This window comes from Stenotrophomonas sp. Br8 (genome assembly GCF_014763005.1).
Taxonomy (GTDB): domain Bacteria; phylum Pseudomonadota; class Gammaproteobacteria; order Xanthomonadales; family Xanthomonadaceae; genus Stenotrophomonas; species Stenotrophomonas lactitubi.
On the sequence record NZ_JACGTN010000015.1, the window covers coordinates 11862 to 37724 of the forward strand.

Below are 25863 nucleotides of genomic sequence, written 5' to 3' on the forward strand. Positions count from 1 at the left end.
CTGTGCGTGATCTGGCTGAACACGCAGCAGCGACCTTCACGCGGTCATCGGCGTGGTGCATGCTGCGGGCTGGATGTCTGCAGCACCCGGGGGAGGGCGCATGCAGGACAGGTTGAGGCGTCAAGAATGGCGTCCGCCGGCCGTTGAGGTCGGGGACGTGGAGGAATCGTTCGCGCATGAAGCCAGCCGACTGCCCAGGGAAGACCGACCGATGCCGGCGCTGAGACACGCGCTGGCCCGGCCGTTGCGTGCCATTACCTGGGGCGGCGTGGTGCTGGGCGTGCTGCTGGCGGTCGGCCTGGCCGCGATGCTGGCCAACGATTACCAGCGTCGGCTGGAAGCCGCGCAGCGGCAGAGCCGGGCGTTGGCGGTAGGCAGCGAGCGCCTGTTGGCACTGGAACTGCGCAACCTGGAGCGGGCGATGGGGGGCATCGCCGCCGATGCGGCCGAGTTGTTCCGCACGGTGCCTGCGCAGGCACCCGCGCTGCTGGATGCCGCCATTGCCGGCGTGCTGCGCCGGCACGCCGAACTGCACAGCATTGTCGTGCTCGATACCTACGGCCGCGCCCTGACGGCCGGCAAGGGCGACCTGCAGCTGCCGCTGTGGACCGATCCGCAGCGACGCGGGCAGGGAAGCGCGCTGTACATCGGGCCGCCGCAGCGTGCCAACGACGGTGGCTGGGTGGTGCCGCTGGCGCTGCCGATGGAGGGTGATCGCTGGCTGCTGGCGCGGCTGCGCTGCGGCGAACTGCAGCGGATCGTGGGCGGTCTGGATGTGGGGCCCAGTGGCCTGGCCTCGATCAGCGACGCCGATGGCTACATGCTGGCCCGTGTCCCCGATCCGCATGGCACCGTCGGCCGCCGTTACACGCTGCCGGCACGCAAGCTGCTGGGCCGGCAGGCCGTGGTTGAACTGGGCAGCATTCCCGGCGCGGTGGACCACATCCCGCGCATCTCCACCATCAGTACCCTGGAACGCAGCCCGTTGGCGGTGCAGGTCGGCCTGGCCAACGAAGATGTGCTGAAGCCTTGGTGGCCGTATCTGCAGGCGGCGATCGTGATCGTGCTGGCGTACGTGGCGCTGCTGCTGGTGCTGCTGTACGCGGTACGCCGCAGCACCCATCGGCAGCAGTCGATGGCCGAAGAGCTGCGGACCGGCCACGCCGAGCTGCGCCTGGCCCATCAGGTGGGCCGCGTATGCACCTGGTACGTCGACGAAGACGCTGCCCTGCTGCGCTGGTCACCGCTGGCGCGTGAGATCTTCGGTGTGCAGACCGATGCGCTGCCGGTGGCCGAATTCTTCGCCCGCGTGCATCACGATGACGGCGCACGCATGCAGCAGGCCTTCGACCAGGCCTTCGCCGGCACCGCGGTACTCGACGAAGAATTCCGCCTGGTGTTGCCCGGCGGTGCAGTGCGCTGGGTTGCCGCGCGTGGCCAGCGGGTAGCGGTGGCCGATCGGCAGCGGCGCATGATCGGCGCACTGACCGACCTCAGCGAGCGTTACCAGGCACACGAACAGATGCGCCAGGTTGAACGCCGCTTCCGCCTGCTGTTTGATCGCAACCCCGCACCGTTCTGGGTGTTCGACCCGGACACCCTGCGCTTCATCGAGGTCAACGAGGCGGCCGTGCAGCAGTACGGCTACACCCGCGATGAATTCCTGGCGATGAGCATCCTCGACATCCGCCCGCGCGAGGGCTGGGACGAGGTCAAGGGCGCGATCGCGCAGGTGCGCAGTGGTGAACTGCAGGATGCTGCGGTGCGCCTGCACCAGCGCAAGGATGGCACGGTGTTCGAAGTTCGTGTGCACCTGTCGCAGCTGGATTTCGATGGCCAGCCTGCGTGTCTGGTGCTGGCCGAGGATGTCAGCGAACGACTGGCCTACGAACGCGACCTGGCCTACCACGCGCGCCACAACCCGGCCACGGGCCTGCTCAACGTGCGTGCACTGAGCGAACAGCTGGACGAGCAGGCCGGCGCCTACACCATCGCCTACGTGCAGTTGCGCGGTCTGCAGCTGGTGGCCGATACGCTGGGCCGTGAGATCGGCGACGCGGTCCTGCAGTCGATGGCCTCGCGCCTGGGCGGGCTGGGCGCGCGCTTCGGCCTGCTGGCGTTCCAGCCGGCAGAAGACTTCGTGCTGGCCATCGCGCCGGAACACAATACCCAGCGCGTGCTGGACGATCTGCTGCAGATCGTCTCGGCACCGATGCGCGGCCAGGATTCGCTGCACCAGTTCGAACCCCGCATTGGTGTGGCGGTACATGACGCAAATGCAGGCCACAGTGCGGAGCAGGCGATCGGCATGGCCGCACAGGCGGCGCACGCGGCCCGCGCCGAAGGCAACGTTGTGGCCTGGTTCGATGCGGCGGTGACGATCCGGCTGGCCGACCGCCTGCGCCTGGCCGGGCGCATCCATGCGGCCATCGACAACGAGTTCCAGCTGTACTTCCAGCCGATCCGGCACGCCAGCGATGGCAGTCCGGCGTCACTGGAGGCGCTGCTGCGCTGGCCGCAGGCCGATGGCAGTTTCATCCCGCCCAGCGAGTTCATCCAGTTGTGCGAGGACACCGGCCTGATCCTGGCGTTGGGGCGCTGGGTGATCCGCGCGGCAGCACAGGCGCAGCGGCGTCTGGTCGAAGCGGGGTGGGGCGAGCTGTCGATCGCGGTCAACGTGTCCGCGGTGCAGTTCTTCAACAGCGATCTGGTGGCCGAGTTCGCCCGCGCGCAGCAGGATTTCGGCCTGGCCCGTGGCGCACTGCACGTGGAGCTGACCGAGAGCAGCCTGATGCGCAAGCCGGCACAGGCGATGCAGACCATGCAGCGCCTGCACGAGCAGGGCATCAGCGTGTCGCTGGACGATTTCGGTACCGGCTACTCGAGCATGTCCTACCTGCAGCACCTGCCGCTGGACATCCTCAAGATCGACCGCAGTTTCGTCGCCGACGTGGAGACCAATCCGCGCAACGCGTCGATCTGCCGGGCGCTGCTGTCGCTGGGCCACAGCATGGGGCTGACGATCATCGCCGAAGGCGTGGAGACGCCGGGGCAGCTGGACTGGCTGGCGGCGCATGGCTGCGACCAGGTGCAGGGTTACCTGTTGGGGCGGCCAGCACCGCTGGAGAAGATCATCGCGCAGCTGGATGAGGTGGCCGCCTAGGCCGCGCTGCGCGCTCGCCGGGCATGGCCCGGCGCTACCGTGTCATGGGCGCGTCTCGGGTAGCGCCGGGCCATGCCCGGCGGACGTACCCTCACACCCCGGTTTCCACCAGGTAGTCGATGAAGCTACGCACCTTCGGCGCCAGATGGCTGCGGCTCGTGTAGACAGCGAAGATGCCGATCGGCGCGGCTTCCCATTCCGGAAGGATGCGCACCAAGCGGCCATCGGCGAGGGCCTCGTGCAACAGGAAGTCCGGCTGCAGGATCACGCCCATGCCGCCAATCGCCGCTTCGCGCAGGACATCGCCGTTGTTGGCGCGCAGCAGGGTGGTCACTGCAACCTTCACTTCGCCGCCGGGTCCCTGCAGTGGCCAGTGGTCGCCGGCTGCCCAGTAGCTGTAGCCGAGGCAGGCATGCGTCTGCAGATCCTCGGGTGCCTGTGGTGTTCCGTGCGCGGCCAGGTAGGCCGGTGCGGCGCACAGGCTGATCCGCGATTGGCCCAGGCGCCGTGCGATCAGGGTCGGGCTGGGTTCGCGGGTGATGCGGATGGCCACGTCGTAGCCTTCTTCGACCATGTCCACCAGGCGGTCGGACAGCGCCAGGTCCAGTTCGACCTGCGGGAAGCGCTCGCGGTAGCCGGCCAGCAAGGGACCGAGGCGGGCGATGCCCCAGCTGACCGGTGCGTTGATGCGCAGCATGCCGGACGGTTCCAGCGCCTGAGCGCCGATGCTGGCCTCCAGCGCATCGAACTCGGCCAGCAGGCGCACGCACTGCGCGTAGTAGGCGGCGCCGGCACTGGTCGGGCTGACCCGGCGGGTGGTGCGGTGGAGCAGGCGGGTGGACAGGCGTTTTTCCAGTGCGGCGACCTGGCGGGTGACACCGGCCGTGGACATGTCCAGCGCCTGTGCGGCGGCGCTGAAGCCGTTGCGTTCGACCACCGCGACGAACACGCGCATGGCATCCAGGGTGTCCATTGTTGCGCCTTTTGAAATAAATACGGTCGATTCATCGTATTTATCGGTGAGGAAGAGCGCAATAACCTGTGCCTTGTCCCCTCCGAGGTGCCCCATGAACGCTACCGCCGCCCCCCTGTCCCCGCTCGCCCCGTATGCCGCGACCCTGCTGCGGCTGACTCTGGGCGTGTTGTTCCTGGTCCATGCGCTGACCAAACTGCTGGTGTTCACCCCGGCAGGTACTGCTGCCTTCTTCGAGTCGCTGGGTCTGCCCGGCGTCCTCGGCTACCTCACCATTGCCGTTGAATTGACGATTTCCGCAGCGCTGCTGCTCGGCATCTACGCGCGCTGGATCGGCCTGCTCGGTGTGCCGCTGCTTCTGGGCACCATCGTGACCGTGCATGGCGCCAACGGTTTCAGCTTCGCCAATGCGGGCGGTGGTTGGGAATATCCGGCGTTCTGGGCGCTGGCCCTGGTGGTGCTGTTCCTGCTTGGCGATGGCCGCTGGACCCTGCGTTCGCGCTGACCGTCATCCGGCCCGCTGCCTGTTCCTGTCATTGGAGAAGATCATGTCCCGCCTGCCTTCGCTGTACATCTCCCACGGCTCGCCGATGACCGCGCTGCATCCGGGCGAGGTCGGCGTGCGCCTGGCCGAGCTGGCCCACGATCTGCCCACGCCGCGTGCGATCGTCATCGCCTCGGCGCACTGGCTGGCCCGGCAGCCGCTGGTCGGCAACCATCCGCAGCCCCCGACCATCCACGATTTCGGTGGCTTCCCACGGGAGCTGTTCGAGCTGCAGTACCCGGCGCCGGGTGATCCGGCATTGGCCGAAGACGTGGCGGGTCGCATCGCCGCCGCAGGCCTGCCGGTGGCACTCGATCCGCAACGTGGCCTTGACCACGGCGCGTGGGTGCCACTGCGCCTGCTGCACCCGCAGGCCGACATCCCGGTGGTACCGGTGTCGATCCAGCCGATGCTGGGCCCGCAGCATCAGTTCGCGCTGGGCCGCGCACTGGCGCCGCTGCGCGAACAGGGTGTGCTGTTGATCGGCTCGGGCAGCATCACCCACAACCTGCACGACTGGGGCAACTACCAGGACGGCAAGGAAGCGCCCTACGTGCGTCCTTTCATCGACTGGGTGGAGCAGCGGCTGGCCGCCAATGACCGCGATGCCCTGTTCGATTGCCGCCGACAGGCACCGTTTGCAGAGCGTGCGCACCCCACCGACGAGCATCTGCTGCCGTTGTACTTCGCGATGGGCGCGGCGGGCGAGGGCGGCTTTGGTGCCAAGCGCATCGATGCCGGTATCGATGCCGGCTTCCTGGCGATGGACCTGTACCGCTTCGATGGCGCCGAGCGCGCTCAGGATGCGGCGTGAACCCGCTGCTGCAACCGGTGCTGGAGCGCCCTGCGCAAGGACCGGCGCAGGGCCTGGTGGTGCTGTTGCACGGGGTGGGCAGCAATGAGCAGTCGCTGCTTCCGCTGGCCTCGGCCATCGACCCGCGCCTGCACGTGCTGCTGCCGCGCGGTCCTGTGGTCTTCGGGCCACAGGCGTTCGGCTGGTTCACGGTGCGCTTCGATGCGCAGGGGCCGGTGATCGATCCGGCGCAGGCCGAGACTTCGCGCCTGCTGCTGGCGGATTGGCTGGCTGGCCAACAGCAGCGGTTGGGACTGGATGCGCGGCAGACTGCGCTGGCCGGCTTCAGCCAGGGCGGCATCATGGCCGCCAGCGTCGCCCTGACCCAGCCGCAGCGGGTGACATCCTTCGCGATCCTGTGCGGGCGCATCCTGCCGGAAATCGCGCCGAGCATCCCGGCTGATGTGGGCCAGGCCGGGCTGGACGCGCTGGTGGTGCACGGCTACGACGACGACAAGCTGCCCTACACCCTGGCCGAAGCCGCATCGCACCGGTTGCAGGCACTGGGCGTGGCCCATCAGCTGCGTGGCTACCCGGTCGGCCATGCGTTGTCCGCGGACATGCAGCGGGAGACGCTGGCGTGGCTCGAGCGGCGCTTGCTGTCGCGGTCCTGACGCGCATTCAGATGGCTGGCCGCAGTGGCGGCCTGCTGTGTTAAGTTTTTTCCCGTCCCCCGGCGCACTCCGGTTTTTCCGGCCCCACGCGCCGCTCCTGTGGAAGAAGCATGCACACCATCGAAGTCGTCCTGGCGATGCTGGTGGCCGTTGTCGCCAGCGGTTACCTGGTTCGCGTCCTGCCATTCTCGTTGCCGCTGCCGTTGGTGCAGATCGGCCTCGGTGCGGTAATCGCCGGGGTATTCAACCGCGGCCACGCGCTGGAACCGGAAGTGTTCTTCCTGCTGTTCCTGCCGCCACTGTTGTTCCTCGATGGCTGGCGCATTCCCAAGCAGGGCCTGTTCCGCGACAAGGGCGCGATCCTCGAACTGGCGTTCGGGCTGGTGGTGTTCACCGTGATCGGCGCCGGCCTGCTGATCCACTGGATGATTCCGGTGATGCCGCTGGCGGTGTGCTTCGCGTTGGCCGCGATCGTGTCGCCGACCGACCCGGTGGCGGTTGGTGCAATCGCTTCGAAGGCGCCGATCCCCAAGCGCCTGATGCACATCCTGGAAGGCGAGTCGCTGCTCAACGATGCCTCCGGCCTGGTCTGCTTCCGCTTCGCGGTGGCGGCGGTGATGACCGGCACCTTCTCGTTGGCGACCGCCTCGCTGACCTTCCTGTGGGTGGCGGTGGCCGGCCTGGCCGTCGGCGTGGCGGTCACCCTCGGCGTGTCCACGTTCCAGCGCTGGCTGTGGCGCCGCTTCGGCGAAGAGCCGGGCGCGGCGATGCTGGTCAACCTGCTGATCCCGTTCGCGGCGTACCTGCTGGCTGAAGAGATCAACGCCTCGGGCATCCTCGCTGCGGTCGCAGCGGGTATTTCGATGAGCTACGTGGAAATGACCGGCCGTGTCTCCGGCAGCATGCGCGTGCAGCGCGCCGGCGTCTGGAACATGCTGCAGTTCAGCTTCAACGGCATCATGTTCGTGCTGCTGGGCGAGCAGTTGCCGGGCATCGTCGAACGCGCCACCACCACCATGAACGAGAGCGGCCACCAGAGCGCATGGTGGCTGCTGGTGTACGTGCTGGTGATCAACGCGACGCTGATCGCGCTGCGCCTGCTGTGGGTGTGGCTGTCGCTGCGCTGGAACCTGCTGCGCGCGCGACGCCGCGGCCTGGAGCATGGCGAGGCACCGAACTGGCGCATCGTGGTGGCCACCTCGGTGGCGGGCGTGCGCGGTGCGATCACCTTGGCCGGCGTGCTGACGCTGCCGTTGTTCCTGCCCGATGGCAGCCCGTTCCCGGCACGCGACCTGGTGATCTTCCTGGCTGCCGCGGTGATCCTGTGCTCGCTGGTCGGCGCCAGCGTGGCGCTGCCGCAGCTGTTGAAGGGCCTGCAGCTGCCGGCCGATTCGGGTGAGCGCAAGGAAGAGGATCTGGCCCGCAAGCTGTCCTCGAAGGCCGCGTTGGCGGGCGTGGAGCGCATGCGCCAGCAGCTGGTGCTGAACCAGAACACCGAAAACGTGCAGCTGTACAACGACGCCGCATCGCGGGTGAGCATGCTGTACCAGCGGCATCTGGACCGCGACAACCCCGACGTGGACCCGGAGAAAGTGAACCGGATGGAGGTCGGCTACCGCCAGCTGCGCAGCGCCGGCCTCAACGCCGAGCGCGAGGAACTGTTCCGGCTGACCCGCCGCGGGGTGGTGTCGGACGAGATCGCACGGCGGCTGATCCGCAACCTCGACCTGCTGGAATCGCGCAAGCGCGAGTGACCGTGCACCTCGGGTAGGTGCGGACCTTGGTCCGCACACCTTTCAGCCCTTATTCCGGCTTCTGTTCCAGGAAGTAAGCCTCGACCTTGCCCTTGACCTTGATGGTCATCGGGTTGCCGCGACGGTCGCGGGCCTTGCCGGCCTGCACGCGGATCCAGCCTTCGCTGACCGAGTATTCCTCGACGTTGTCGCGCTCGACATCGTTGAAGCGCACGCCGACGCCGCGCTCCAGGGCCTGCGCATCGTGGAAGGGGCTGGCCGGGTTGATCGCCAGGTGGTCGGGAGGGGTATCGCTCATCGCTTCATTCACAGTGACGGCCACCACGGCCGGCTTCAGCGGTACAGGATAAACCGTAGAATGCCCACCTGCTCCCGAGGATGTTCCGCCATGCCTGACAACAGCGACTATTTCGACTTCGAGGAAGACGCCCACGATTTCGACGAGGACGACTTCGAGGCGCGGGTCTGGAATCTGCTCGTGCTGATCAATCCGGGCGACGAAGAGCTGGCCCTGCAGCAGTTCAACCGCTGGCGCGAACATCTCTCCGAGGACGGCCAGCCGCTGGAAGCCGACAGCGATTGGCTGCCGGCGCTGTTCACCGCCATCGCCTGGCAGTCCGGCTTCGAGGTGGAGCGTGATGACTTCGATTCGCTGCAGTCGGCGGTGAACGAGCTGTCAGCGCGCTTCAACCTGCAGCTGGATTGGGGTGGCGACCTGGACGATGAGGATTTCGCCGCAGACCTGGACGGCGTGCAGCTGATGAGCACTGCCTTCGACCGCCTGCGCGAGCACAACTACACGCTGTGGAGCGTGGATGCCGGCAACGAGGGCTTCAGTGGCTGGATGGCGCTGACCCGCGATGACGACGCCCTGCTGGCGCTTTGCTCGCTGCTGAACGTGGAAGTGCGGCTGGGCAGCGACCCGTTCTGAGAGTCGCCGGTAGCGCCTACGGCCGGTACTGCGCCCTGGCATTGGCGATCACCGCTTTCACCTGCGCGCGATCCACGTGCCGGGAAATGGCCACCGCGCCCAGCGCGAGCGCCTGCGCACGCAGCTCAGCGGTGACATCGTAGTGCGCGCCACTGGCCTTGTTCTGAAAGGCCCGTGGGGGAATGCCGAGCTGCGCCGCCATCGCGTGCAGCTCGGCCAGGGTATCGGCCATCAGGTGCGCCCAGCGCTGGCCGCGCCAGGGATGCACCGCGTCATCGACGTAGACCGACACCGCCGCAGCCGGATCAGGCCTGCGGCTTGCCGTCGGCGTCGGCGGCCGTAGCGGCCTCCGCGTCGGCAGCGCCTTCGGCGCCGGCAGTATCCGCAGCCGCTTCGTCGGCAGCTTCGCCTTCGGCCGCTGCGTCTTCAGCCGCTGCGTCTTCAGCCTGCTCGCTGGCGAACTCTGCCACCAGCTTGTCCAGGTACTCCTCGCCGGTCTGGCCTGCTTCTTCGGCCAGGGTGTCGAGCAGCTTCTGCATCAGCTCGGAATATTCCAGGGTGACCTTGCGGCCTTCGGCTTCCTGCACGTTGGACAGGTGCTTGAGCATGGCCAGCATCGGCACCGGGTTGTCGGCGTTGCCCATGGTCTGGCCACCGATTGCCAGCAGCCACTCGCGGCCCTGCAGGCCGATGGCGGCCACGGCCTGGCCGTCTTCGTTGACCAGCACGGCATGGTTCTGCACCTGCTGCTGGGCGTTCAGACGGAGGAACGGGCGCTTGGCCTGCTGCTTCTTGCGCTTGTCGCGCTTGGCCTTGGAGGACTGGGACATGGGGAGGGATCACCTGAAATCGGAAAGACCGCCATTGTACTGGGTGCCGCGCTGCGCGCTCGCCGGGCATGGCCCGGCGCTACCTTTGGGCGTTGGGATCCGGTAGCGCCGGGCCATGCCCGGCAGAAACCGGTCAGGGGGCAGAGCCCTTTCCAGCAGAAAGGGATCCGACCCCGGCCTGCCCCTGCGCGGCCTGCACGTCCGGATCCACGGTGGGCGCCGACAGGCCCACCTGCGGCCCGGCACCGGCCAGTGCGGCTTCCTCGGCGGCCTTGGTCATCACCACGATGCTGATGCGGCGGTTGATCGGGTTCTGCGGGTCGGTCCTGTCGAACAGCACCGACGAAGACAGGCCGACCACGCGGGTGATCTTGCTGTCGTCCATGCCGCCATCGATCAGCGCGCGGCGCGCGGCATTGGCGCGGTCGGCGCTCAGTTCCCAGTTGCCGTAGCCGCGTGCGGCCGAATAGGCGGTGATGTCGGTGTGGCCGGTCAGGCTGATCCGGTTCGGCACGTGGTTCAGGTACTCGGCCAGCTCGTGCAGGATCTGCTGTGTGTACGGCTTCAGGGTGGCGCTGCCGAGGTCGAACATCGGCCGGTTCTGCTTGTCCACGATCTGGATGCGCAGGCCTTCCGGGGTCAGGTCCAGCAGCAGCTGGTCCTTGAACGGTTCCAGCGCCTGGCTGCGGCTGATCGCCTCCTGCAGCTCCTTCATCAGCGCTTCCAGCTGCTGCTTGTCGCGCTGCTGTTCGTCCACCGGCTGCGGTATCGCCTTCTGCTGGTTCTGGAAGGGATCGTTGCTGTTGCCGCGCGAGACGTCGGTGGCGCCGCCCAGCTTGATCATCGAGGTACTGGCGCCGCCCGGTCCGGCCATGCCCGGTGCAGGCGTCGCGCTGGAGCCGACCAGCGGGCTGGGGTTGCGGAAGTATTCGGAAATGGCCGCGCGCTCGGGCTTGCTGGTGCTGGCCATCAGCCACAGCACCAGGAAGAAGGCCATCATCGCGGTCACGAAGTCGGCATAGGCCACCTTCCACGAACCGCCGTGGTGGGCGGCGTGGCCGGCCTTCTTGACCCGGCGGACGATGACGGTGGGCTTGGTCTCGGCCATGGCTTACTTGACCGTCTTCAGGTGCTGCTCGAAGTCGGAGAACGCCGGGCGCACGTTCGACGGCAGCGTCTTGCGGGCGAACTCCAGCGCGATCTTCGGGTTGTAGCCGCGCAGGCAGGCCAGCAGGGCGGTCTTCACCGACTCGTAGATGCGGCTGTCCTGCTCGGCGCGGGCTTCCATCGCCGACGCCATCGGGCCGACGAAGCCGTAGCCCAGCAGGATGCCGAGGAAGGTGCCGACCAGCGCGCCGGCCACATGGCCACCCACTTCGACGATGTCGCCGCCGATCGAGCCCATGGTGATGACGATGCCCAGCACCGCCGCCACGATGCCGAAACCGGGCAGGCCGTCGGCAACCTTGGTCAGTACCTGCGACGGCGCCATCGCTTCGGCGTGGTGCTTTTCCAGCTCCAGCTCCAGCAGCGGCTCCAGCTCGTGCGGCTCGATGTTGCTGCCGATCATCAGGCGCAGGCAGTCGGTGATGAAGTCGATCAGGTGGTGGTCGGCCTGCACCTTCGGGTAGTTGCCGAACAGCGCGCTTTCGGCCGGACGCTCGACGTGGTCTTCCAGCGCCATGAAGCCTTCACGGCGGGCCTTGTTGAGCAGTTCGTACACCAGGCTGAGGACATCGATGTAGTCCTGCTGCTTGTAGCGCGGGCCCTTGAACACGCCGACCATGGCCTGCAGCGTCTGCTTGACCGTCTTGGCCGGGGTGCCGACCAGGAACGCACCCAGCGCGGCACCGCCGATGATGACCAGTTCGTAAGGCTGCCACAGCGCCCCAAGGCGGCCGTGTGCGCCGAGGTAGCCGCCCAGCACGCTGATGATGACGACCAGGAATCCAACGATGATGAGCATGGCGCGACGCAAGGAGGGGGGATATCTCCTTGTCGGCCTGACACCGGTGTTTCTGAAGAGGGAATTCTGTGAAGTCGGTCAGCGGGCCATTCCGGCGCGTGTCAGCCCGCCACGCCGGCTTCCGCGCCGCCACGCTGCAGCGGATCGGGCCACGGCTCGCCGTTGCCGGTGAATGAAAGTGAGACCGAGTTCAGGCAGTGGCGCTCGTAGGTGGGCGGCGGACCGTCCGGGAATACGTGGCCCAGGTGGCTGCCGCAGCGGGCGCAGGTGATCTCGGTGCGGACCATGCCGTGGCTGCTGTCGCGGATCTCGCGCACATGTGCCGGGTCGAACGGAGCGAAGAAACTGGGCCAGCCGGTGCCCGAATCGAACTTGGTGCTGGAGCGGAACAGCGGCAGCGCGCACAGCCGGCAGCAGTAGACGCCCTCACGCTTGTTGTCGAGGAACACCCCGCAGAAGGGCGCCTCGGTGCCGTGCTGCAGCAGCACGCGGCGCTCCTCGGCGCTGAGCCCGGCGACCAGTGCTTCGGTCTGCGTGGCGGTGGGGGGCGTCAGATCGAAAGCGCTCATGCCGGCTCTCCGTGGGGTTGTGGCCTGGGATGCCGCAGACGTGGGGGTGTCGGCACGCGCTTGCAAGTGTGATGGCCGTTCATGGCCGGCACACAGGGGCAGGCGCAGGGTGCATGTGGACCACCCCGGAGCGCGCCATGAAACCCCGCCTTGTCCTGCTGTTGTCGGCCCTGCTGCCTCTGCTCGCCCAGGCGCAGGTTCCCACCGGCAATCCGACCACTACCCGCAGCAGCTCGACGGTGGCACCGCCGCCTGTAGCCCCGCCACCGCAGGCATCGCGCCCGCAGCCGCAGGTGCTGCCCTCGCCGCAGCCGGCCCAGCCGATCCGCTCGACCGGCCCGGCCCAGGTGACCCCCACGCCCGCACCGGCACTGCCGGACAAGGTCTACGACCGCAACGGCCGCATCGTTCCCGGCGTCAAACCGGTCGGCCCCAACCGCGTGTTCGACTCGCGCACCGGCCGCTACTACGACAGCGTACCCACCGGCGACGGCCAGCAGATCAAGCGCTGACCCCAGCGCCCGCAACCAATCGCGCAACCCAAAGAGAGCGCAGCGACCCGCTGTCGCTCTTTTTTCTTCTTTCCGTGGCTGGAGCCCGCGTGAACCTGTCAGAGGCCGGGCGGGTGGGGGCAGGCGGGGTGTCCGCGGCATGGATGCCGCGGCCCAGCCCCCAAGGACGGGTTCACGGCGTCCCCGCCTGACTCCACCCGCCCGGCCAACGCGCAGCGCCGCACCAGGCCCCAGCCACGAGGGGCTCAGCCGTTGGCAGGAAACCCACATGAACGCCGGAAAACAGCCCCCCACCCTGCACGCCCCGCATCACCCGTTTTTCGCCTGCGATTAACCGTGCCAGGACCACGGTGGACCTGCGCCGGCATCCCCGCCGCCGCGCTTCCCTCGTCCCCTTGGAATACGATCATGGCCAACCAGCAGAACCGTCATCCCGGCAAGGAACAGCAGGGCAAAACACCGCAGGAACAGCAGCGCCAGCAGCAACAGCAACAGCAGCCGAACGAGCAGCAGAAGAAGAACCCGCAACAGGGTTCCATGAAGAACCCGCAGCAGCGCTGATGCAGCCAGGGGCCAGAGTCCGTGCTACGGGGTCTGGCCCCGCTGCCGCCCGCCGACTCAATCGGGAATCGGCAGCGACCAGGTCTCCTTGACCTCTTCCATCACGATGTAGCTCTTCGATTCACGCACATGCGGCAGGGTCAGCAGGGTGCTGCCAAGCAGCTTGCGATAGGAGGCCATCTCGCTGATCCGTGCCTTCAGCAGGTAATCGAAATCGCCCGACACCAGATGGCATTCCAGTACGTTGGGCAGCTTCAGCGCCGCCCGCCGGAACTCCTCGAAGATGTCACCGGATTTGTAGGCCAGGCTGATCTCCACGAACACCAGCAGGCTGGCTTTCAGCGCCGACGGGTCCAGGTGGGCGTGATAGCCGGTGATCACCGCTTCGCGCTCCAGCCGGCGCACGCGCTCGGTGCACGGGGTGGTCGACAGGCCGACCCGTTCGCCCAGCTCGGTGAAGGAAATGCGGCCTTCGCCCTGCAGGATGCGCAGGATCTTGCGGTCGATCTTGTCCAGTTCGCGGGGGCGGGTGGTCATGGCCGTCAACCTTGGGGAATGAATCAGAGGAAAATATCCTGCCTGCATTCCTAAAATCAGGCAAATCACCTAGGAACGGAAGAATATACTTCCCCGATTATGGCCCCTGCGCACCCAAATGCAGGGAATGATCGGGTTGGAGAATTTCCATGCGAGTCCTAGTTCTCGGCAGCGGCGTGATCGGCACCACCAGTGCCTGGTACCTGCGACAGGCCGGGTTTGAAGTCACGGTCGTCGACCGCCAGCCCGGTCCCGCGCTGGAAACCAGCTTCGCCAATGCCGGCCAGCTGTCCTTCGGCTACACCTCGCCGTGGGCCGCTCCGGGCGTGCCGAAGAAAGCCATCGGCTGGCTGTTCGAAAAGCACGCACCGCTGGCGATCAAGCCGGGCATGGACCTGGCCCAGTACCGTTGGCTGTGGCAGATGCTGCGCAACTGCACCCACGAGCGCTACGCGATCAACAAGGCGCGCATGGTGCGCATGTCCGAGTACAGCCGCGACTGCCTGAACGAGCTGCGCGCGCAGATCGGCATCGATTTCGAAGGGCGCGACCTGGGCACCACCCAGTTGTTCCGCACCCAGCAGCAGCTGGATGCATCGGCGCAGGACATCGAGATCCTGGCCCAGTACGGCGTGCCGTACGAAGTGCTGGATCGCGCCGGCATCATCAAGGCCGAGCCCGCGCTGGCCCACGTCGATGGCCTGGTCGGCGCGCTGCGCCTGCCGCGCGACCAGACCGGCGATTGCCAGCTGTTCACCCGCCGCCTGGCGCAGATGGCTGCCGAAGCGGGTGTCGAGTTCCGCTACGACCAGGACATCACCGGCGTGGAATTCGACGGTGACCGCATCACCGGCGTACGCATCGGCGGCAAGCTGGAAACCGCGGACCGCTTCGTGGTCGCGCTGGGCAGCTATTCGCCGGGGCTGGTTGCGCCGCTGGGCATGCGCCTGCCGGTGTATCCGCTGAAGGGCTACTCGCTGACCCTGCCGATCACCGACCCGGCGATGGCGCCCACCTCGACCATCCTCGATGAGAGCTACAAGGTTGCGGTGACCCGTTTCGACAACCGCATCCGCGTCGGCGGCATGGCCGAAGTGGCTGGTTTCGACCTGTCACTGTCGCCGCGCCGCCGCGAGACGCTGGAGCTGGTGGTGCGCGATCTGTACCCGAAGGGCGGTGACCTGGCCAAGGCCGAGTTCTGGACCGGCCTGCGCCCGGCCACGCCCGACGGTACGCCGGTGATCGGCGCCACGCCGTTCCGCAACCTGTTCCTCAACACCGGCCACGGCACGCTGGGCTGGACCATGGCCTGCGGCTCGGGCCGCTACCTGGCCGACCTGATGAGCGCGCGTCAGCCGCAGATCAGCACCGAAGGCCTGGATATCTTCCGCTACGGCCAGTACCGCCACGCCCCGCAACATGAGAACCGCACATGCGTCCTGCCCGCGCGCTGATCGATCTGGGCGCACTGCGCAGCAACTACCGCCTGGCCCGTGAACTGGGCGGTGGCAAGGCGCTGGCGATCATCAAGGCCGATGCCTATGGCCACGGTGCAGTGCGCTGCGCGCAGGCACTGGAAGGCGAGGCCGACGGCTTCGGCGTGGCCACGATCGAAGAGGCACTGGAGCTGCGCCAAGCCGGTATCCGTGCACCGATCCTGCTGCTGGAAGGCATCTTCGAGGCCAGCGAAATGGCGCTGGTGGCCGAGCATGACCTGTGGTTCTCGGTGGGTTCGCCGTGGCAGCTGGAAGCACTGGCCGCGTTCGACAGCCCGCGTCCGCTGACGGTGTGGCTGAAGCTGGACAGTGGCATGCACCGGCTGGGCCTGGACGTCGCCGGTTTCCGCGCCGCGCACGCACGTCTGTCTGCATTGCCGCAGGTGGCGCGCATCGTACTGATGACCCACCTGGCACGCGCCGACGAGCTGGACAGCGAGCGTACCCATGAGCAGGCCGCCACCTTCGTCGAGGCCATCGAAGGCCTGCAAGGTGAGACCAGCGTCTGCAATTCGCCAGCACTGCTGGGCTGGCCGGACGTACGTAGTGACTGGGTACGCCCGGGCCTGATGCTGTACGGGGCAAACCCGCTGCCGGACAACAGCGAGCTGACCGCGCGCCTGCGCCCGGTGATGACGATGCAGTCCAAGGTGATCGCCGAGCGCTGGATCGAGGCCGGTGAGCCGGTCGGCTACGGTGCGCGCTTCGTGGCCAAGGCACGCACACGCGTGGGCGTGGTCGCACTGGGCTATGCCGATGGCTATCCGCAGTTCGCGCCCAATGGCACCCCGGTGCTGATCGATGGCCAACCCGGTGGGCTGATCGGCCGCGTGTCGATGGACATGCTGACCGTGGACCTGACCGCACATGCGCAGGCCGGCGTCGGCAGCGTGGTGGAACTGTGGGGCACAGCGCCGACGCTGTCCGAGCTGGCCCCGCGCTGCGGTGTCAGTGCCTACCAGCTGCCGTGTGGCGTCAAACGCGTGGCACGTGTCTACCAGGATTGACCGGCCGCTGGTAGCGGCCGACCTTGGTCGGCGCCGTGAATGTGTGTCGACCAAGGTCGACACCTACCGGATCGATCAAACCTTGGTCGGCGCCGTGAATGTGTGTCGACCAAGGTCGACACCTACCGGTGGGTCGTCGCGCTGCGCGGGGTTACCGGGCAGCGGTGACGCGCGAGGTCAGCTGACGCTTCACCCAGTCGTCGATCAGGCGCTTCTCATAGCGCAACGGATCGGTATCGCTCTTCAGGCCGATGTTGTGCAGGTAGCCGCTGTCGCTCAGGCGGGCGTCGCCTTCATCGATGATGCGCCCGCTGGCGTCCTTCAGCGTGTACTGCAGGGTGATCCGCGGCGGGTAGATGTCGCGCATGATCCGGATATCGCTGCCACGCGGGCCGTGCCACGGCTCGTAGTCGCCCGCGCGCTTGATATCGACCAGGGTCACGTCCAGCGTCTGCCCGGCCTGCAGCGGCTTGGCGGCGCTGGTCTGTACGTAGCGTGCCAGCTGCTGCACCCAGTCACCGCGTTCAGCCTCGAAGCGGTTGCTGCTCTGGCGGAGCTCGGTGAATTTTGCCGGATCGTCCCACTTCACGCTGACCGGGCCATCGGCCTGCAGCGCGCGCGGCGCGTCGGGCGCTGTTACCGTCCGCGGCGCGGCGGCCACGCTGCCCACGGCAAGCATGCCGGCCAGCAGCAGGGCGGTTGAAAGCGAACCTTTCATGGCAGTCTCCTGCGTCCCCGAAGCGGGGAGGATGATGATCTCGGATCGAGTGTGATCCCGCCGCAGGGCCGCAGCAATGGCCAAGAGCGTCAAATGCGTCAGCAGTTGCCGCCAATTCATGGTCGTCAACCCTGACTGACGGCGCTTGACGCTGTGAATACGCGCTCTGGAAGATGCTGTACCTCCATCCGGTCTTTTCTTCCCCACGCCCTTGTCCACATTGCCGCCCCTCGTGGAGCGCTCACCCTTGATGGTGCCGACGCCCGAACCCGACCTGCACCATGGCGTGCTTGAGCGCATCCACGCAGGTTTCTGTGTGATCCAGGTGCTGTTCGACGGCGACGAGGCGATCGATTACCGCTTCCTCGAGGTCAACGACGCCTTCGAGCGCCATACCGGCCTGAAGGATGCCTGCGGCAAGCGCATGAGCGCGCTGGAGCCACAGCACGAAGGCGACTGGTTCCGGATCTACGGCGAAGTGGCGCGGACCGGGCGACCGGCGCAGTTCGAGATGGACGCCCGTGCCCTCGGGCGTTCGTTCGCGGTGGATGCGGTGCGTGTCGGCCGGCCGGGCGATGACCTGGTGGGCGTGCTGTTCTTCGATGTGACCGCGCGCAAGCAGATGGAAGTGGAGCTGGGCGAGAGCGAGGCGCGTTTCAGTGCACTGGCCGATGGTTTGCCGATGCCGGTGTGGGTGCTGGACGAGCGCGGCCACGCCCGCTTCGTCAACAGTGCCTTCAGCGAGTTCTTCGGCGGCGACGAGAACCGCGTGCCGGAAGATGTCTGGCGCGGCCTGGTGCATCCCGACGATGCGTCGGTGTTCGAATACGAACTGCAGGAAGCGCTGAAAGCGCAGCGTTCGATGCATGCTCTGGTACGCGCCCGTCGCGCCGATGGGCAGTGGCGCTGGCTGGAAATGAACGCCCGTCCGCGCTTCTCGCGGATGGGTCGTTTCATCGGTCTGGCCGGTAGCAGCCCGGACGTCACCGAGCGTCGCGAGATCGAACTGGCGCGTGAGGAGCTGCTGCAGTCCGAGCGCGCCGCACGCAGTGCCGCGGAGAACATGGCGCGGCTGAAGGATGAATTCCTGGCCACGCTGTCGCATGAGCTGCGCACGCCGCTGACCACGATCCTGGGCTGGAGCGAACTGCTGCTGCAGCGCGTGGATTCCACCAGTCCGCTGTACAAGGGCCTGGGCGTGATCGCCAACAGCGCCACCGCGCAGAAGCGGTTGATCTCGGACATGCTCGATCTCAGCAGCATGCTGCTGGGCAAGGTGCAGCTGGAAGTGGAAGTGCTGGATCTGCGCGACCAGTTGAACGAAGCGATGGGCGCGCAGGAGCTGGTGGCCGAGGGCAAGGCGCTGGACGTCACCCTGCAGCTGCCGCCGCAGGCGTGCCAGGTGCTGGGCGATGCCACCCGGCTGCAGCAGGTGTTCTGGAATCTGCTGTCCAACGCGATCAAGTTCACCCCGGCGGAAGGCCGCATCGACGTGCAGCTGCAGGCCGATGGCAACTATTGGACGATCACTGTGCGCGATACCGGCGACGGCATCGCACCGGAGTTCCTGAACCACCTGTTCAGCCGCTTCCGCCAGGCCGACGGCACCACCACCCGCCGTCATGGCGGTCTGGGCCTGGGCCTGGCGATCGTGCAGCAGCTGGTAGAACTGCACGGCGGTACGGTCAGTGCGGCCAGCGATGGTCACGGTCACGGCGCCACCTTCACCGTGCGCCTGCCACAGCACCTGCCCGATGCCGAACGGCGTCCGCTGCGTGAGGTCGTCAGCGGTCCGATCCTGGAACCGATGGTGGTCGAACCGTACCCGCTGCGCGGCCTGCATGTGCTGGCGGTGGAAGACCAGCCAGAAGTGCTGGAGTACCTGCGGCGCATGCTGGAAGAGCAGGGCGCCAGCGTATCTGCGGCCAGCTCTGCGGGCGAGGCACTGGCGCTGCTGGCCGACAATGGCCACCTGCAGTACCACGTGCTGCTGACCGACATCGGCATGCCGGGCATGGATGGCTATGGCCTGGTGAGCACGCTGCGCGAGGACCTGGGCGTGGATGCCACGGCATTGCCTGCGGTGGCGGTGACGGCACTGGCGCGTGCTGATGACCGTCGCCGTGCGTTGGCCTCGGGCTTCCAGGAGCATGTGGCCAAGCCGTATTCGGTGGCCCAGTTGGTAGGTGTGGTGCGGCGCGTGCAGGCCACGCGCGGGGACAGCCTGCTGCACTGAGCATTCACGGCCAATCGGCGACCCTGCACGTCTGCACGCAGGAGGTTGTCGATGTCCCGTATTGCTCCCCGGATCCATACCGATGCCGCGCAGATCGCGCGCCTGGAAGCCCTGCTGCCGCAGTTGCACGGGGAAACCGAAGTGCAGCTGACCCTGCATGATGGCCGCCTCCTGCTGGGCACCGTGGCCGTGCAGCCGACGCTGCAGCAGTACCGCAACGAGGCCGGCGACGAAGGCAGCAATGGCCAGCTGCGGCTGGACGATCTCGATACGCCGGTGCAGCAGCATCACGTGTGGCTGGATGAAATCGCCAGCATCCGCGAGCTGCCGCCCACGGCGCCTTGATCCGATGTAGAGCCGAGCCCATGCTCGGCTGCCGTCCGCGCGGCTGCGCCGCCGCCCGAGCATTGGCTCGGGCGCTACAGGCCTATCAATGCTCGAACAGCGTTGCCGTCGCCTCGAACCTGCGCGCATAGGCGCGCTCCTCGGCTACCCGGGTCACTTCATCGTCTGCCAGGTCCGGCGCGCCATAGACGGCGTAGGCCACGCTGCCATCGGCGCCGTGGCCGACCTGGTGCAGGCGGTAGCGGGAATGGCCGCCGCCGGTGTCCTCCGGGTAATGCACGGGGGGATGGCTGCCTTCCAGGTCCATTTCACTGTTGTCGACAACACCTCCGACGAACAAGGCGCGCATGCAGGATCTCCAGGAGTTGCGGGGGAGCTTCTACCCTGAACGCTGGCATGTTGCTGCGGCATCAAGGCAACGTTGAAGTTTCGCAAAGCGGCGGCCGGGGCCGGGCCGGACAAGCCGGTACAATGGACGGCCCTCACGCTTCCAGTACCCGCGCCGATGGCATCCAGCGACGACGCCCCCCTGCAGACCTTGTTCCTGCCGTTCTCCAGCGGCGCCCTGCGCTGGCCGGAGGGTCCGGTGGCCTTCCTGCGCGCCCGTGACGGCTGGCCCCTGCGCGAGCAGGCCGGCGGCCGCGAGGTCGACTGCGAGCAGAGCTTCGCCCCGTTCGCGCAGCCGCTGCAGCAGGCCGCTGGCTGGACCGTCAGCGGCCAGCTGGATGATGTTGCCGGCCGCGGCCGTTACCCGCTGGTGCTGGTGCTGCCGCCGCGCCAGCGCGAGGAAGCCCGCGCGCTGTTCGCCCGCGCCCTGGCGCTGGTCGCCGAGGGTGGCCGCATCGTGGCCTGCCAGCACAACAACGAAGGCGCCCGCTCCGGCGAAGGCGACCTCAAGCAGTTGGCCGGCCTCGGCGGCAGCCTGACCAAGAACCACTGCCGCGTGTTCTGGACCGCGCCGTTGCAGGGCCAGCACGATGCGGACGTGGCCAAGCGCTGGGGCAGCCTGGACGCAGTGCGGCCGATCGTCGGCGGCCGTTTCCTCAGCCGCCCGGGCGTGTTCGCCTGGGACCGCATCGACCCGGCCTCGGCGCTGCTTGCCGAACATCTGCCGGCCGACCTGGCCGGGCGTGCGGCCGACCTCGGTGCCGGTTACGGCTACCTGTCGCGCGAGCTGCTGGAGCGCTGCCCGAAGATCACCGCGCTGGACCTGTACGAGGCCGAGAAGCGCGCGCTGGACCTGGCCGAACTCAACCTCGCGCCGCCACCGCGCCCGGTGCCGCTGCGCTTCCTGTGGCGCGATGTCACCGCCGGCATCGAGCCGGACTACGACGTCATCATCAGCAACCCGCCGTTCCACACGCCCTCGCGTGCGGATCGTCCGGACATCGGCCAGCGCTTCATCGCCGTAGCCGCGCAGGCGCTGCGCCCGGGCGGGCGCCTGTACGTGGTGGCCAACCGCCACCTGCCGTACGAGTACACGCTCAACGAGAGCTTCGGCGCGGTGCGCGTGGTTGCCGAGCGCGATGGCTTCAAGCTGGTCGAGGCAGTGAAGGGCAAGGGGAAGGCCCGGTGAAACTGGTCAAGCTCATCGCCAACCTCGGCTACGGCAGCCGCAAGCAGGTGCAGTGGATGTTCCGCGAAGGCCGCGTCACCGACGCCGACGGCGAGGTGCTGTATGCCGACGACCAGGTGCCGCATGAAGCGGTGCGCGTCGATGGCGAGCCGCTGGACCCGCCGGTGGGCCTTTCGCTGGCGATGTACAAGCCGGCCGGCTACACCTGTTCGACCAAGGACAAGGGCCGCCTGATCTACGACCTGCTGCCGCCGCGCTTCCGCGACCGCGACCCGGTGCTGTCTACCGTCGGCCGCCTGGACCGCGAGACCAGCGGCCTGTTGCTGCTGACCGACGACGGCAACCTGCTGCACCGGATCATTTCGCCGAAGTCGAAGCTGCCCAAGGTCTACGAAGTGGAGCTGGCCGAAGACCTGCGCGGTGACGAGGTGGCGCTGTTTGCCAGCGGCACGCTGATGCTGGAAGCGGAGAAGACGCCCCTGCTGCCGGCTGAACTGCAGGTGCTCGGGCCGCGCAAGGCGCGCCTGATACTGCACGAAGGTCGCTACCATCAGGTTCGCCGCATGTTCGCTGCCGCAGGCAACCACGTGCAGGCACTGCACCGCAGCCGTGTCGGTGGCCTGGACCTGCAGGGACTGGCCGAAGGGCAATGGCGGCTGCTGACCTCCACCGACCTGGATACGCTGTTCGCTCCATGACCTCCATCGCTGCGCTGCCGTTCCTGCCCGACGCCGTCATCTTCGACATGGACGGCCTGATGATCGACAGCGAGCGCGTGTCGCTTGCCTGCTGGAGCGAAGCGGCGGAGGAATTTGGCCTGCCGCTGGATGCCAGCTTCTTCGTGCGCATGGTCGGTCTTGGCGACCGCGACAGCCAGGCGCTGCTGCGCCAGCAGGGCATCGAAGACAGCATGATCGAGGCCTTGGCCGCGCGTTGCCATGATCTGTACGAGGAACGCACGCAGACAGGGTTGCCGCTGCGCCCGGGCATCCTGGAACTGCTTGAGTTGTTGAAGTCGCACGCGGTGCCGCGTGCGGTGGCGACCTCGACCCGACAGCCGCGGGCCAACCGCAAGCTGGCGGCGACCGGGCTGCTGCCGTACTTCGATGCGGTGATCGCCGGTGGCGACGTGGCGCGGGCCAAGCCGGCACCGGACATCTACCTGCTGGCCGCGCAGCGGCTGGGCAAGGCACCGGAACGCTGCCTGGCGCTGGAGGATTCCCCGGCCGGCACGCGTGCCGCACTGGCTGCGGGCATGACCGTGATCCAGGTGCCGGACCTGGTGCATCCCGATGAAGAACTGCGCGCGCTGGGCCACCGCATCGTCGGCTCGCTGGTGGACGCCCACGCGCTGCTGCTGCCGCTGTTGCCGAGGTAGCTGCCAACCTTGGTTGGCACTGAGCCGAGCATGGGCTCGACTCTACATCCATGGCAACCGCTCTGGTGGGTGCCGACCGTTGGTCGGCACGCTTTCAGATCACAGCCTGCCGAACACCAGCGCCGCGTTGGTGCCACCGAAGCCGAAGCTGTTGGACATCACCGTGTCCAGCTTCTGCTCGCGGCTTTCGCGCAGGATCGGGAAGCCTTCCACCCTCGGGTCCAGCTCGCCGATGTTGGCCGAACCGGCCACGAAGCCGTCGCGCATCATCAGCAGGCAGTAGATCGCTTCATGCACGCTGGCAGCACCCAGCGAATGGCCCGACAGCGCCTTGGTCGAGGACAGCGGCGGAATCGCATCACCGAACACCTCGCGGATCGCACCCAGCTCGGTCACATCACCCAGCGGGGTGGAGGTGCCGTGGGTGTTGAGATAATCCAGCGGACGGTCGACGTTCTGCAGCGCCATCTTCATGCAGCGCACGGCACCTTCACCGGACGGGGCGACCATGTCGGCGCCATCGGAGGTCACGCCATAACCGATCAGCTCGGCATGGATATGCGCGCCACGTGCCACGGCGTGGTCGTAATCCTCCAGCACCAGCATGCCGCCACCACCGGCGATGACGAAGCCATCGCGGTCCTTGTCATACGGGCGCGAGGCGCTCGCGGGGGTGTCGTTGAAGCTGGTGGACAGTGCACCCATCGCATCGAACATCACGCTCATCGACCAGTGCAGGTCTTCACCGCCACCGGCGAACATGATGTCCTGCGCGCCGTGGCGGATGAGGTCGGCAGCCGCGCCGATGCAGTGTGCGGAGGTCGCGCAGGCGGCCGACAGCGAGTAGCTGACGCCCTTGATCTGGAATGCGGTGGCCAGGCAGGCCGACACGGTCGAGCACATCGTGCGCGGCACCATGTACGGACCGACCTTGCGCACGCCGCGGCTGCGCAGCAGATCGACCGCACCCACCTGCCATTCGCTGGAGCCACCACCGGAACCGGCGATCAGGCCGGTGCGCAGGCCACTGACCTGTTCCGGGGTCAGGCCCGCATCGGTGATGGCATCGGCCATCGCCAGGTAGGCGAAGGCGGCGGCATCGCTCATGAAGCGCTTCTGCTTGCGGTCGATCAGCGCGTCCAGGTCGAGGTCGACGCGACCGCCGACCTGGCTGCGCAGGCCGGCTTCGGCGTGGTCGGCCAGCGCGGTGATGCCGGCGCGGCTCTCGCGCAGGGCGGCCGAAACGGTATCCAGATCATTGCCGAGGCAGGACGTGATGCCCATGCCGGTGATGACGACGCGACGCATCAGAAGCTCCCGGTTTCAGTGAACAGGCCCACGCGCAGGTCGCGGGCGTTGTAGATCTCGCGGTCGTCCACGTACATGCGCGCGTCGGACTGGGCCATCACCAGCTTGCGGTTGATGACGCGGCTGATGTCGATCTCGTAGCGCACCAGCTTCGCGTCTGGCAGCACCTGGCCGGTGAACTTCACTTCGCCGCAGCCCAGGGCGCGGCCCTTGCCGGGGGCACCCAGCCAGGTGAGGAAGAAGCCGGTCAGCTGCCACATGGCATCCAGGCCCAGGCAGCCGGGCATCACCGGGTCGCCGATGAAGTGGCAGCCGAAGAACCACAGGTCCGGACGGATATCCAGTTCGGCGCGTACCATGCCCTTGCCATGCGGTCCGCCGTCCTCGCGGATTTCGGTGATGCGGTCGAACATCAGCATCGGGTCGTTGGGCAACCGGCCGGCGGCAGCGCCGAACAGTTCACCGCGTGCGCTGGCCAGCAGCTGGTCGCGGTTGAACGCGTGGAGACGAGTCATGGAAAGCGCAATCCTGGAAGCGAAAACAAGGCAACGAGTTCCCGAGGATGCACGACGGATCAGGCGGATATCAAACCGCGTCTCCGTACGCGTGCGTAGTGTTTTCAGCTGAAACCACGCATCCCGTTGATGCACAACGACCATACTTCGGCGTCTGGACGGGTACGGTGCAGGTATCATGTGGGCCAACCATGAACGCACTGCGCAAGATCATCCACGTCGACATGGACGCCTTCTACGCGTCGGTGGAGCAGCGCGACGATCCGTCACTGCGCGGCAAGCCGGTGGTTGTGGCATGGCGCGGCGCGCGTTCAGTGGTGTGCGCCGCCTCGTACGAGGCACGCGTGTTCGGCGTGCGTTCGGCGATGCCGGCACTGCGCGCCGAGCGCCTGTGCCCGGACGCGATCTTCGTGCCGCCGGACTTCGCACGTTACAAGGCGGTGTCACGCCACGTGCGCGAGATCTTCCTGCGCCATACCGACCTGGTCGAGCCGTTGTCGCTGGATGAGGCCTATCTGGATGTCACGGTGCCGAAGAGCGACATGGTGCTGGCCACCGACATCGCCCGCACCATCCGCGCGCAGATCCGCGAGGAAACCCATCTGACTGCGTCAGCCGGGATCGCGCCGAACAAGTTCCTGGCCAAGATCGCTTCGGACTGGCGCAAGCCCGACGGCCAGTTCGTGATTCCGCCGCAGCGGGTGGATGCGTTCCTGCTGCCGCTGCCGGTGAACCGCGTGCCCGGCGTCGGCAAGGTGATGGAAGGCAAGCTGGCAGCGCGCGGCATCGTCACCTGCGGCGACCTGCGGCAGTGGACGCTGCCGGACCTGGAAGAAGCCTTCGGCAGCTTCGGCCGCAGCCTGTACAACCGCGCACGCGGTGTCGACGAGCGTCCGGTGGAGCCTGACCAGCAGGTGCAGTCGATCTCCTCCGAAGACACCTTCGCCGAGGACCTGTTGCTGGAAGACCTCGCTGAAGCGATCGTGCAGCTGGCCGAGAAGACCTGGCATGCCACGCGCAAGACCGAACGCATCGGCCACACCGTGGTGTTGAAGCTGAAGACCGCGCAGTTCCGCCTCCTCACCCGCAGCTTCACCCCGGAACGCCCGCCGGAATCGATGGCCGAACTGCGCGACATCGCGCTGTCACTGCGCGCCCGCGTCGACCTGCCCGCCGACACCCGTTACCGCCTGGTCGGCGTCGGCCTCGGCGGTTTCCGCGAAAAGGAGCCGGTGGTGCAGGGCGAATTGTTCGAGCACACCCCGACCGATCCTCCCTGATCGTCCATCCACGCATGTCTGGATCTGCGTGTCGACCAAGGTCGACACCCACCAAGAGCAGGACATGCAGTCCAGACAGGTTGCGGAAAACTGTCGAAGGCGGGGTGGGGGGGGGCGTGAGCCGCATGGATGCGGCGACCGAGCTTACATGGACGTACTTGCAGCGTCCCCCGCAACCGGACCCACCCCGCCAACCC

28 protein-coding genes are annotated in these 25863 nt (G+C 67.4%); 16 read left to right on the forward strand and 12 right to left on the reverse strand.

What is annotated here, in order from left to right; all coding sequences use genetic code 11:
- Nucleotides 1–100: 100 nt before the first annotated feature.
- Nucleotides 101–3163 carry an EAL domain-containing protein gene (locus tag H3005_RS12910; RefSeq protein ID WP_191078345.1) on the forward strand — a complete coding sequence of 1021 codons (3063 nt, stop codon included), beginning with the start codon at nucleotides 101–103 and terminating at the stop codon, nucleotides 3161–3163.
- A 91-nt stretch (nucleotides 3164–3254) separates the two neighbouring features.
- Here the strand turns inward: H3005_RS12910 and H3005_RS12915 are convergent, their stop codons facing one another.
- On the reverse strand, nucleotides 3255–4136 hold the full coding sequence (locus H3005_RS12915) for a LysR family transcriptional regulator (RefSeq protein ID WP_191078346.1): 882 nt from the start codon (nucleotides 4134–4136) through the stop codon (nucleotides 3255–3257).
- 94 nt (nucleotides 4137–4230) lie between these two features.
- On the opposite strand from H3005_RS12915, the gene H3005_RS12920 reads away from it, so the two are divergent.
- The 4 genes from H3005_RS12920 (at nucleotide 4231) to H3005_RS12935 (ending at nucleotide 7901) form a co-directional block, all read left to right on the forward strand.
- A complete protein-coding gene (locus H3005_RS12920) occupies nucleotides 4231–4641 on the forward strand; it encodes a DoxX family protein (RefSeq protein WP_191078347.1) in 411 nt (136 codons plus the stop codon).
- A 43-nt stretch (nucleotides 4642–4684) separates the two neighbouring features.
- Entirely contained in the window at nucleotides 4685–5494 is an 810-nt protein-coding gene (locus H3005_RS12925) for a class III extradiol ring-cleavage dioxygenase (protein ID WP_191078348.1), read from the forward strand.
- Nucleotides 5491–6147 carry an alpha/beta fold hydrolase gene (locus H3005_RS12930; protein ID WP_100554628.1) on the forward strand — a complete coding sequence of 219 codons (657 nt, stop codon included), beginning with the start codon at nucleotides 5491–5493 and terminating at the stop codon, nucleotides 6145–6147. The genes H3005_RS12925 and H3005_RS12930 overlap by 4 nt, the downstream gene beginning before the upstream one ends.
- A gap of 110 nt (nucleotides 6148–6257) precedes the next feature.
- Complete coding sequence (locus H3005_RS12935; RefSeq protein WP_100554629.1) at nucleotides 6258–7901, forward strand: Na+/H+ antiporter; 1644 nt, start codon at nucleotides 6258–6260, stop codon at nucleotides 7899–7901.
- A gap of 49 nt (nucleotides 7902–7950) precedes the next feature.
- Here the strand turns inward: H3005_RS12935 and H3005_RS12940 are convergent, their stop codons facing one another.
- The gene (locus H3005_RS12940; protein WP_025878401.1) at nucleotides 7951–8199 is read right to left on the reverse strand and encodes a DUF3297 family protein; all 249 of its coding nucleotides are present in this window, start codon (nucleotides 8197–8199) and stop codon (nucleotides 7951–7953) included.
- A 90-nt stretch (nucleotides 8200–8289) separates the two neighbouring features.
- Here H3005_RS12940 and H3005_RS12945 point away from each other — a divergent pair, with 90 nt between their 5' ends.
- Nucleotides 8290–8832: a hypothetical protein gene (locus tag H3005_RS12945; protein WP_089238429.1), complete on the forward strand. Its 543-nt coding sequence runs from the start codon at nucleotides 8290–8292 to the stop codon at nucleotides 8830–8832.
- A gap of 16 nt (nucleotides 8833–8848) precedes the next feature.
- Here the strand turns inward: H3005_RS12945 and H3005_RS12950 are convergent, their stop codons facing one another.
- From H3005_RS12950 to msrB, 5 genes are all read right to left on the reverse strand, one after another.
- A complete protein-coding gene (locus tag H3005_RS12950; RefSeq protein WP_059065859.1) occupies nucleotides 8849–9124 on the reverse strand; it encodes a DUF4031 domain-containing protein in 276 nt (91 codons plus the stop codon).
- A gap of 13 nt (nucleotides 9125–9137) precedes the next feature.
- On the reverse strand, nucleotides 9138–9662 hold the full coding sequence (locus H3005_RS12955) for a hypothetical protein (RefSeq protein ID WP_100554630.1): 525 nt from the start codon (nucleotides 9660–9662) through the stop codon (nucleotides 9138–9140).
- Nucleotides 9663–9795: 133 nt separating this feature from the next.
- Complete coding sequence (motB, locus tag H3005_RS12960; RefSeq protein ID WP_100554631.1) at nucleotides 9796–10770, reverse strand: flagellar motor protein MotB; 975 nt, start codon at nucleotides 10768–10770, stop codon at nucleotides 9796–9798.
- Nucleotides 10771–10773: 3 nt separating this feature from the next.
- Nucleotides 10774–11628 carry a flagellar motor stator protein MotA gene (gene motA / locus H3005_RS12965; protein ID WP_012509934.1) on the reverse strand — a complete coding sequence of 285 codons (855 nt, stop codon included), beginning with the start codon at nucleotides 11626–11628 and terminating at the stop codon, nucleotides 10774–10776.
- A 101-nt stretch (nucleotides 11629–11729) separates the two neighbouring features.
- Nucleotides 11730–12197: a peptide-methionine (R)-S-oxide reductase MsrB gene (gene msrB, locus H3005_RS12970; RefSeq protein ID WP_089238439.1), complete on the reverse strand. Its 468-nt coding sequence runs from the start codon at nucleotides 12195–12197 to the stop codon at nucleotides 11730–11732.
- Nucleotides 12198–12334: 137 nt separating this feature from the next.
- Between msrB and H3005_RS12975 the strand changes: the two genes are divergently transcribed.
- Complete coding sequence (locus H3005_RS12975; RefSeq protein ID WP_100554685.1) at nucleotides 12335–12709, forward strand: classical arabinogalactan protein 4; 375 nt, start codon at nucleotides 12335–12337, stop codon at nucleotides 12707–12709.
- 408 nt (nucleotides 12710–13117) lie between these two features.
- On the forward strand, nucleotides 13118–13270 hold the full coding sequence (locus H3005_RS12980) for a hypothetical protein (RefSeq protein WP_025878408.1): 153 nt from the start codon (nucleotides 13118–13120) through the stop codon (nucleotides 13268–13270).
- Between the two features lie 57 nt (nucleotides 13271–13327).
- On the opposite strand, the gene H3005_RS12985 is transcribed toward H3005_RS12980, so the two are convergent.
- Nucleotides 13328–13807 (reverse strand): Lrp/AsnC ligand binding domain-containing protein, encoded by a 480-nt coding sequence (locus tag H3005_RS12985; RefSeq protein ID WP_089241164.1) that lies wholly within the window; start codon nucleotides 13805–13807, stop codon nucleotides 13328–13330.
- 149 nt (nucleotides 13808–13956) lie between these two features.
- Here H3005_RS12985 and H3005_RS12990 point away from each other — a divergent pair, with 149 nt between their 5' ends.
- Both H3005_RS12990 and alr read left to right on the forward strand, forming a co-directional pair.
- Nucleotides 13957–15261, forward strand: a complete 1305-nt coding sequence (locus H3005_RS12990; protein ID WP_025878410.1) for a D-amino acid dehydrogenase — start codon at nucleotides 13957–13959, stop codon at nucleotides 15259–15261.
- Nucleotides 15240–16310, forward strand: a complete 1071-nt coding sequence (gene alr / locus H3005_RS12995; RefSeq protein WP_100554632.1) for an alanine racemase — start codon at nucleotides 15240–15242, stop codon at nucleotides 16308–16310. Before H3005_RS12990 ends, alr begins: the two co-directional genes overlap by 22 nt.
- 151 nt (nucleotides 16311–16461) lie before the next feature.
- On the opposite strand, the gene H3005_RS13000 is transcribed toward alr, so the two are convergent.
- Nucleotides 16462–17028, reverse strand: a complete 567-nt coding sequence (locus H3005_RS13000; protein ID WP_089238446.1) for a DUF3016 domain-containing protein — start codon at nucleotides 17026–17028, stop codon at nucleotides 16462–16464.
- Nucleotides 17029–17278: 250 nt separating this feature from the next.
- Here H3005_RS13000 and H3005_RS13005 point away from each other — a divergent pair, with 250 nt between their 5' ends.
- Both H3005_RS13005 and H3005_RS13010 read left to right on the forward strand, forming a co-directional pair.
- On the forward strand, nucleotides 17279–19264 hold the full coding sequence (locus tag H3005_RS13005) for an ATP-binding protein (protein ID WP_223880234.1): 1986 nt from the start codon (nucleotides 17279–17281) through the stop codon (nucleotides 19262–19264).
- Between the two features lie 51 nt (nucleotides 19265–19315).
- Nucleotides 19316–19609 carry a DUF3247 family protein gene (locus H3005_RS13010; RefSeq protein WP_191078350.1) on the forward strand — a complete coding sequence of 98 codons (294 nt, stop codon included), beginning with the start codon at nucleotides 19316–19318 and terminating at the stop codon, nucleotides 19607–19609.
- An 85-nt stretch (nucleotides 19610–19694) separates the two neighbouring features.
- On the opposite strand, the gene H3005_RS13015 is transcribed toward H3005_RS13010, so the two are convergent.
- The gene (locus H3005_RS13015) at nucleotides 19695–19958 is read right to left on the reverse strand and encodes a hypothetical protein (protein ID WP_025878415.1); all 264 of its coding nucleotides are present in this window, start codon (nucleotides 19956–19958) and stop codon (nucleotides 19695–19697) included.
- 156 nt (nucleotides 19959–20114) lie between these two features.
- Between H3005_RS13015 and H3005_RS13020 the strand changes: the two genes are divergently transcribed.
- Genes H3005_RS13020 through H3005_RS13030 form a run of 3 tightly spaced genes read left to right on the forward strand, consistent with a single transcriptional unit; the run spans nucleotide 20115 to nucleotide 22563 of the window.
- Nucleotides 20115–21185 (forward strand): class I SAM-dependent methyltransferase, encoded by a 1071-nt coding sequence (locus H3005_RS13020; RefSeq protein WP_100462787.1) that lies wholly within the window; start codon nucleotides 20115–20117, stop codon nucleotides 21183–21185.
- Complete coding sequence (locus H3005_RS13025; RefSeq protein ID WP_191078351.1) at nucleotides 21182–21883, forward strand: pseudouridine synthase; 702 nt, start codon at nucleotides 21182–21184, stop codon at nucleotides 21881–21883. The genes H3005_RS13020 and H3005_RS13025 overlap by 4 nt, the downstream gene beginning before the upstream one ends.
- A complete protein-coding gene (locus H3005_RS13030) occupies nucleotides 21880–22563 on the forward strand; it encodes an HAD family phosphatase (RefSeq protein WP_100554636.1) in 684 nt (227 codons plus the stop codon). The genes H3005_RS13025 and H3005_RS13030 overlap by 4 nt, the downstream gene beginning before the upstream one ends.
- Nucleotides 22564–22662: 99 nt before the next feature.
- Here H3005_RS13030 and fabB read toward each other — a convergent pair whose 3' ends face one another.
- Both fabB and fabA read right to left on the reverse strand, forming a co-directional pair.
- The gene (fabB, locus tag H3005_RS13035; RefSeq protein WP_191078352.1) at nucleotides 22663–23871 is read right to left on the reverse strand and encodes a beta-ketoacyl-ACP synthase I; all 1209 of its coding nucleotides are present in this window, start codon (nucleotides 23869–23871) and stop codon (nucleotides 22663–22665) included.
- Nucleotides 23871–24386, reverse strand: coding sequence for a 3-hydroxyacyl-[acyl-carrier-protein] dehydratase FabA (gene fabA / locus H3005_RS13040; RefSeq protein ID WP_025878420.1), 516 nt, complete (start codon nucleotides 24384–24386; stop codon nucleotides 23871–23873). Before fabA ends, fabB begins: the two co-directional genes overlap by 1 nt.
- 191 nt (nucleotides 24387–24577) lie before the next feature.
- Between fabA and dinB the strand changes: the two genes are divergently transcribed.
- Nucleotides 24578–25666 (forward strand): DNA polymerase IV, encoded by a 1089-nt coding sequence (gene dinB, locus H3005_RS13045; RefSeq protein ID WP_191078353.1) that lies wholly within the window; start codon nucleotides 24578–24580, stop codon nucleotides 25664–25666.
- The last annotated feature ends 197 nt before the right edge of the window (nucleotides 25667–25863 follow it).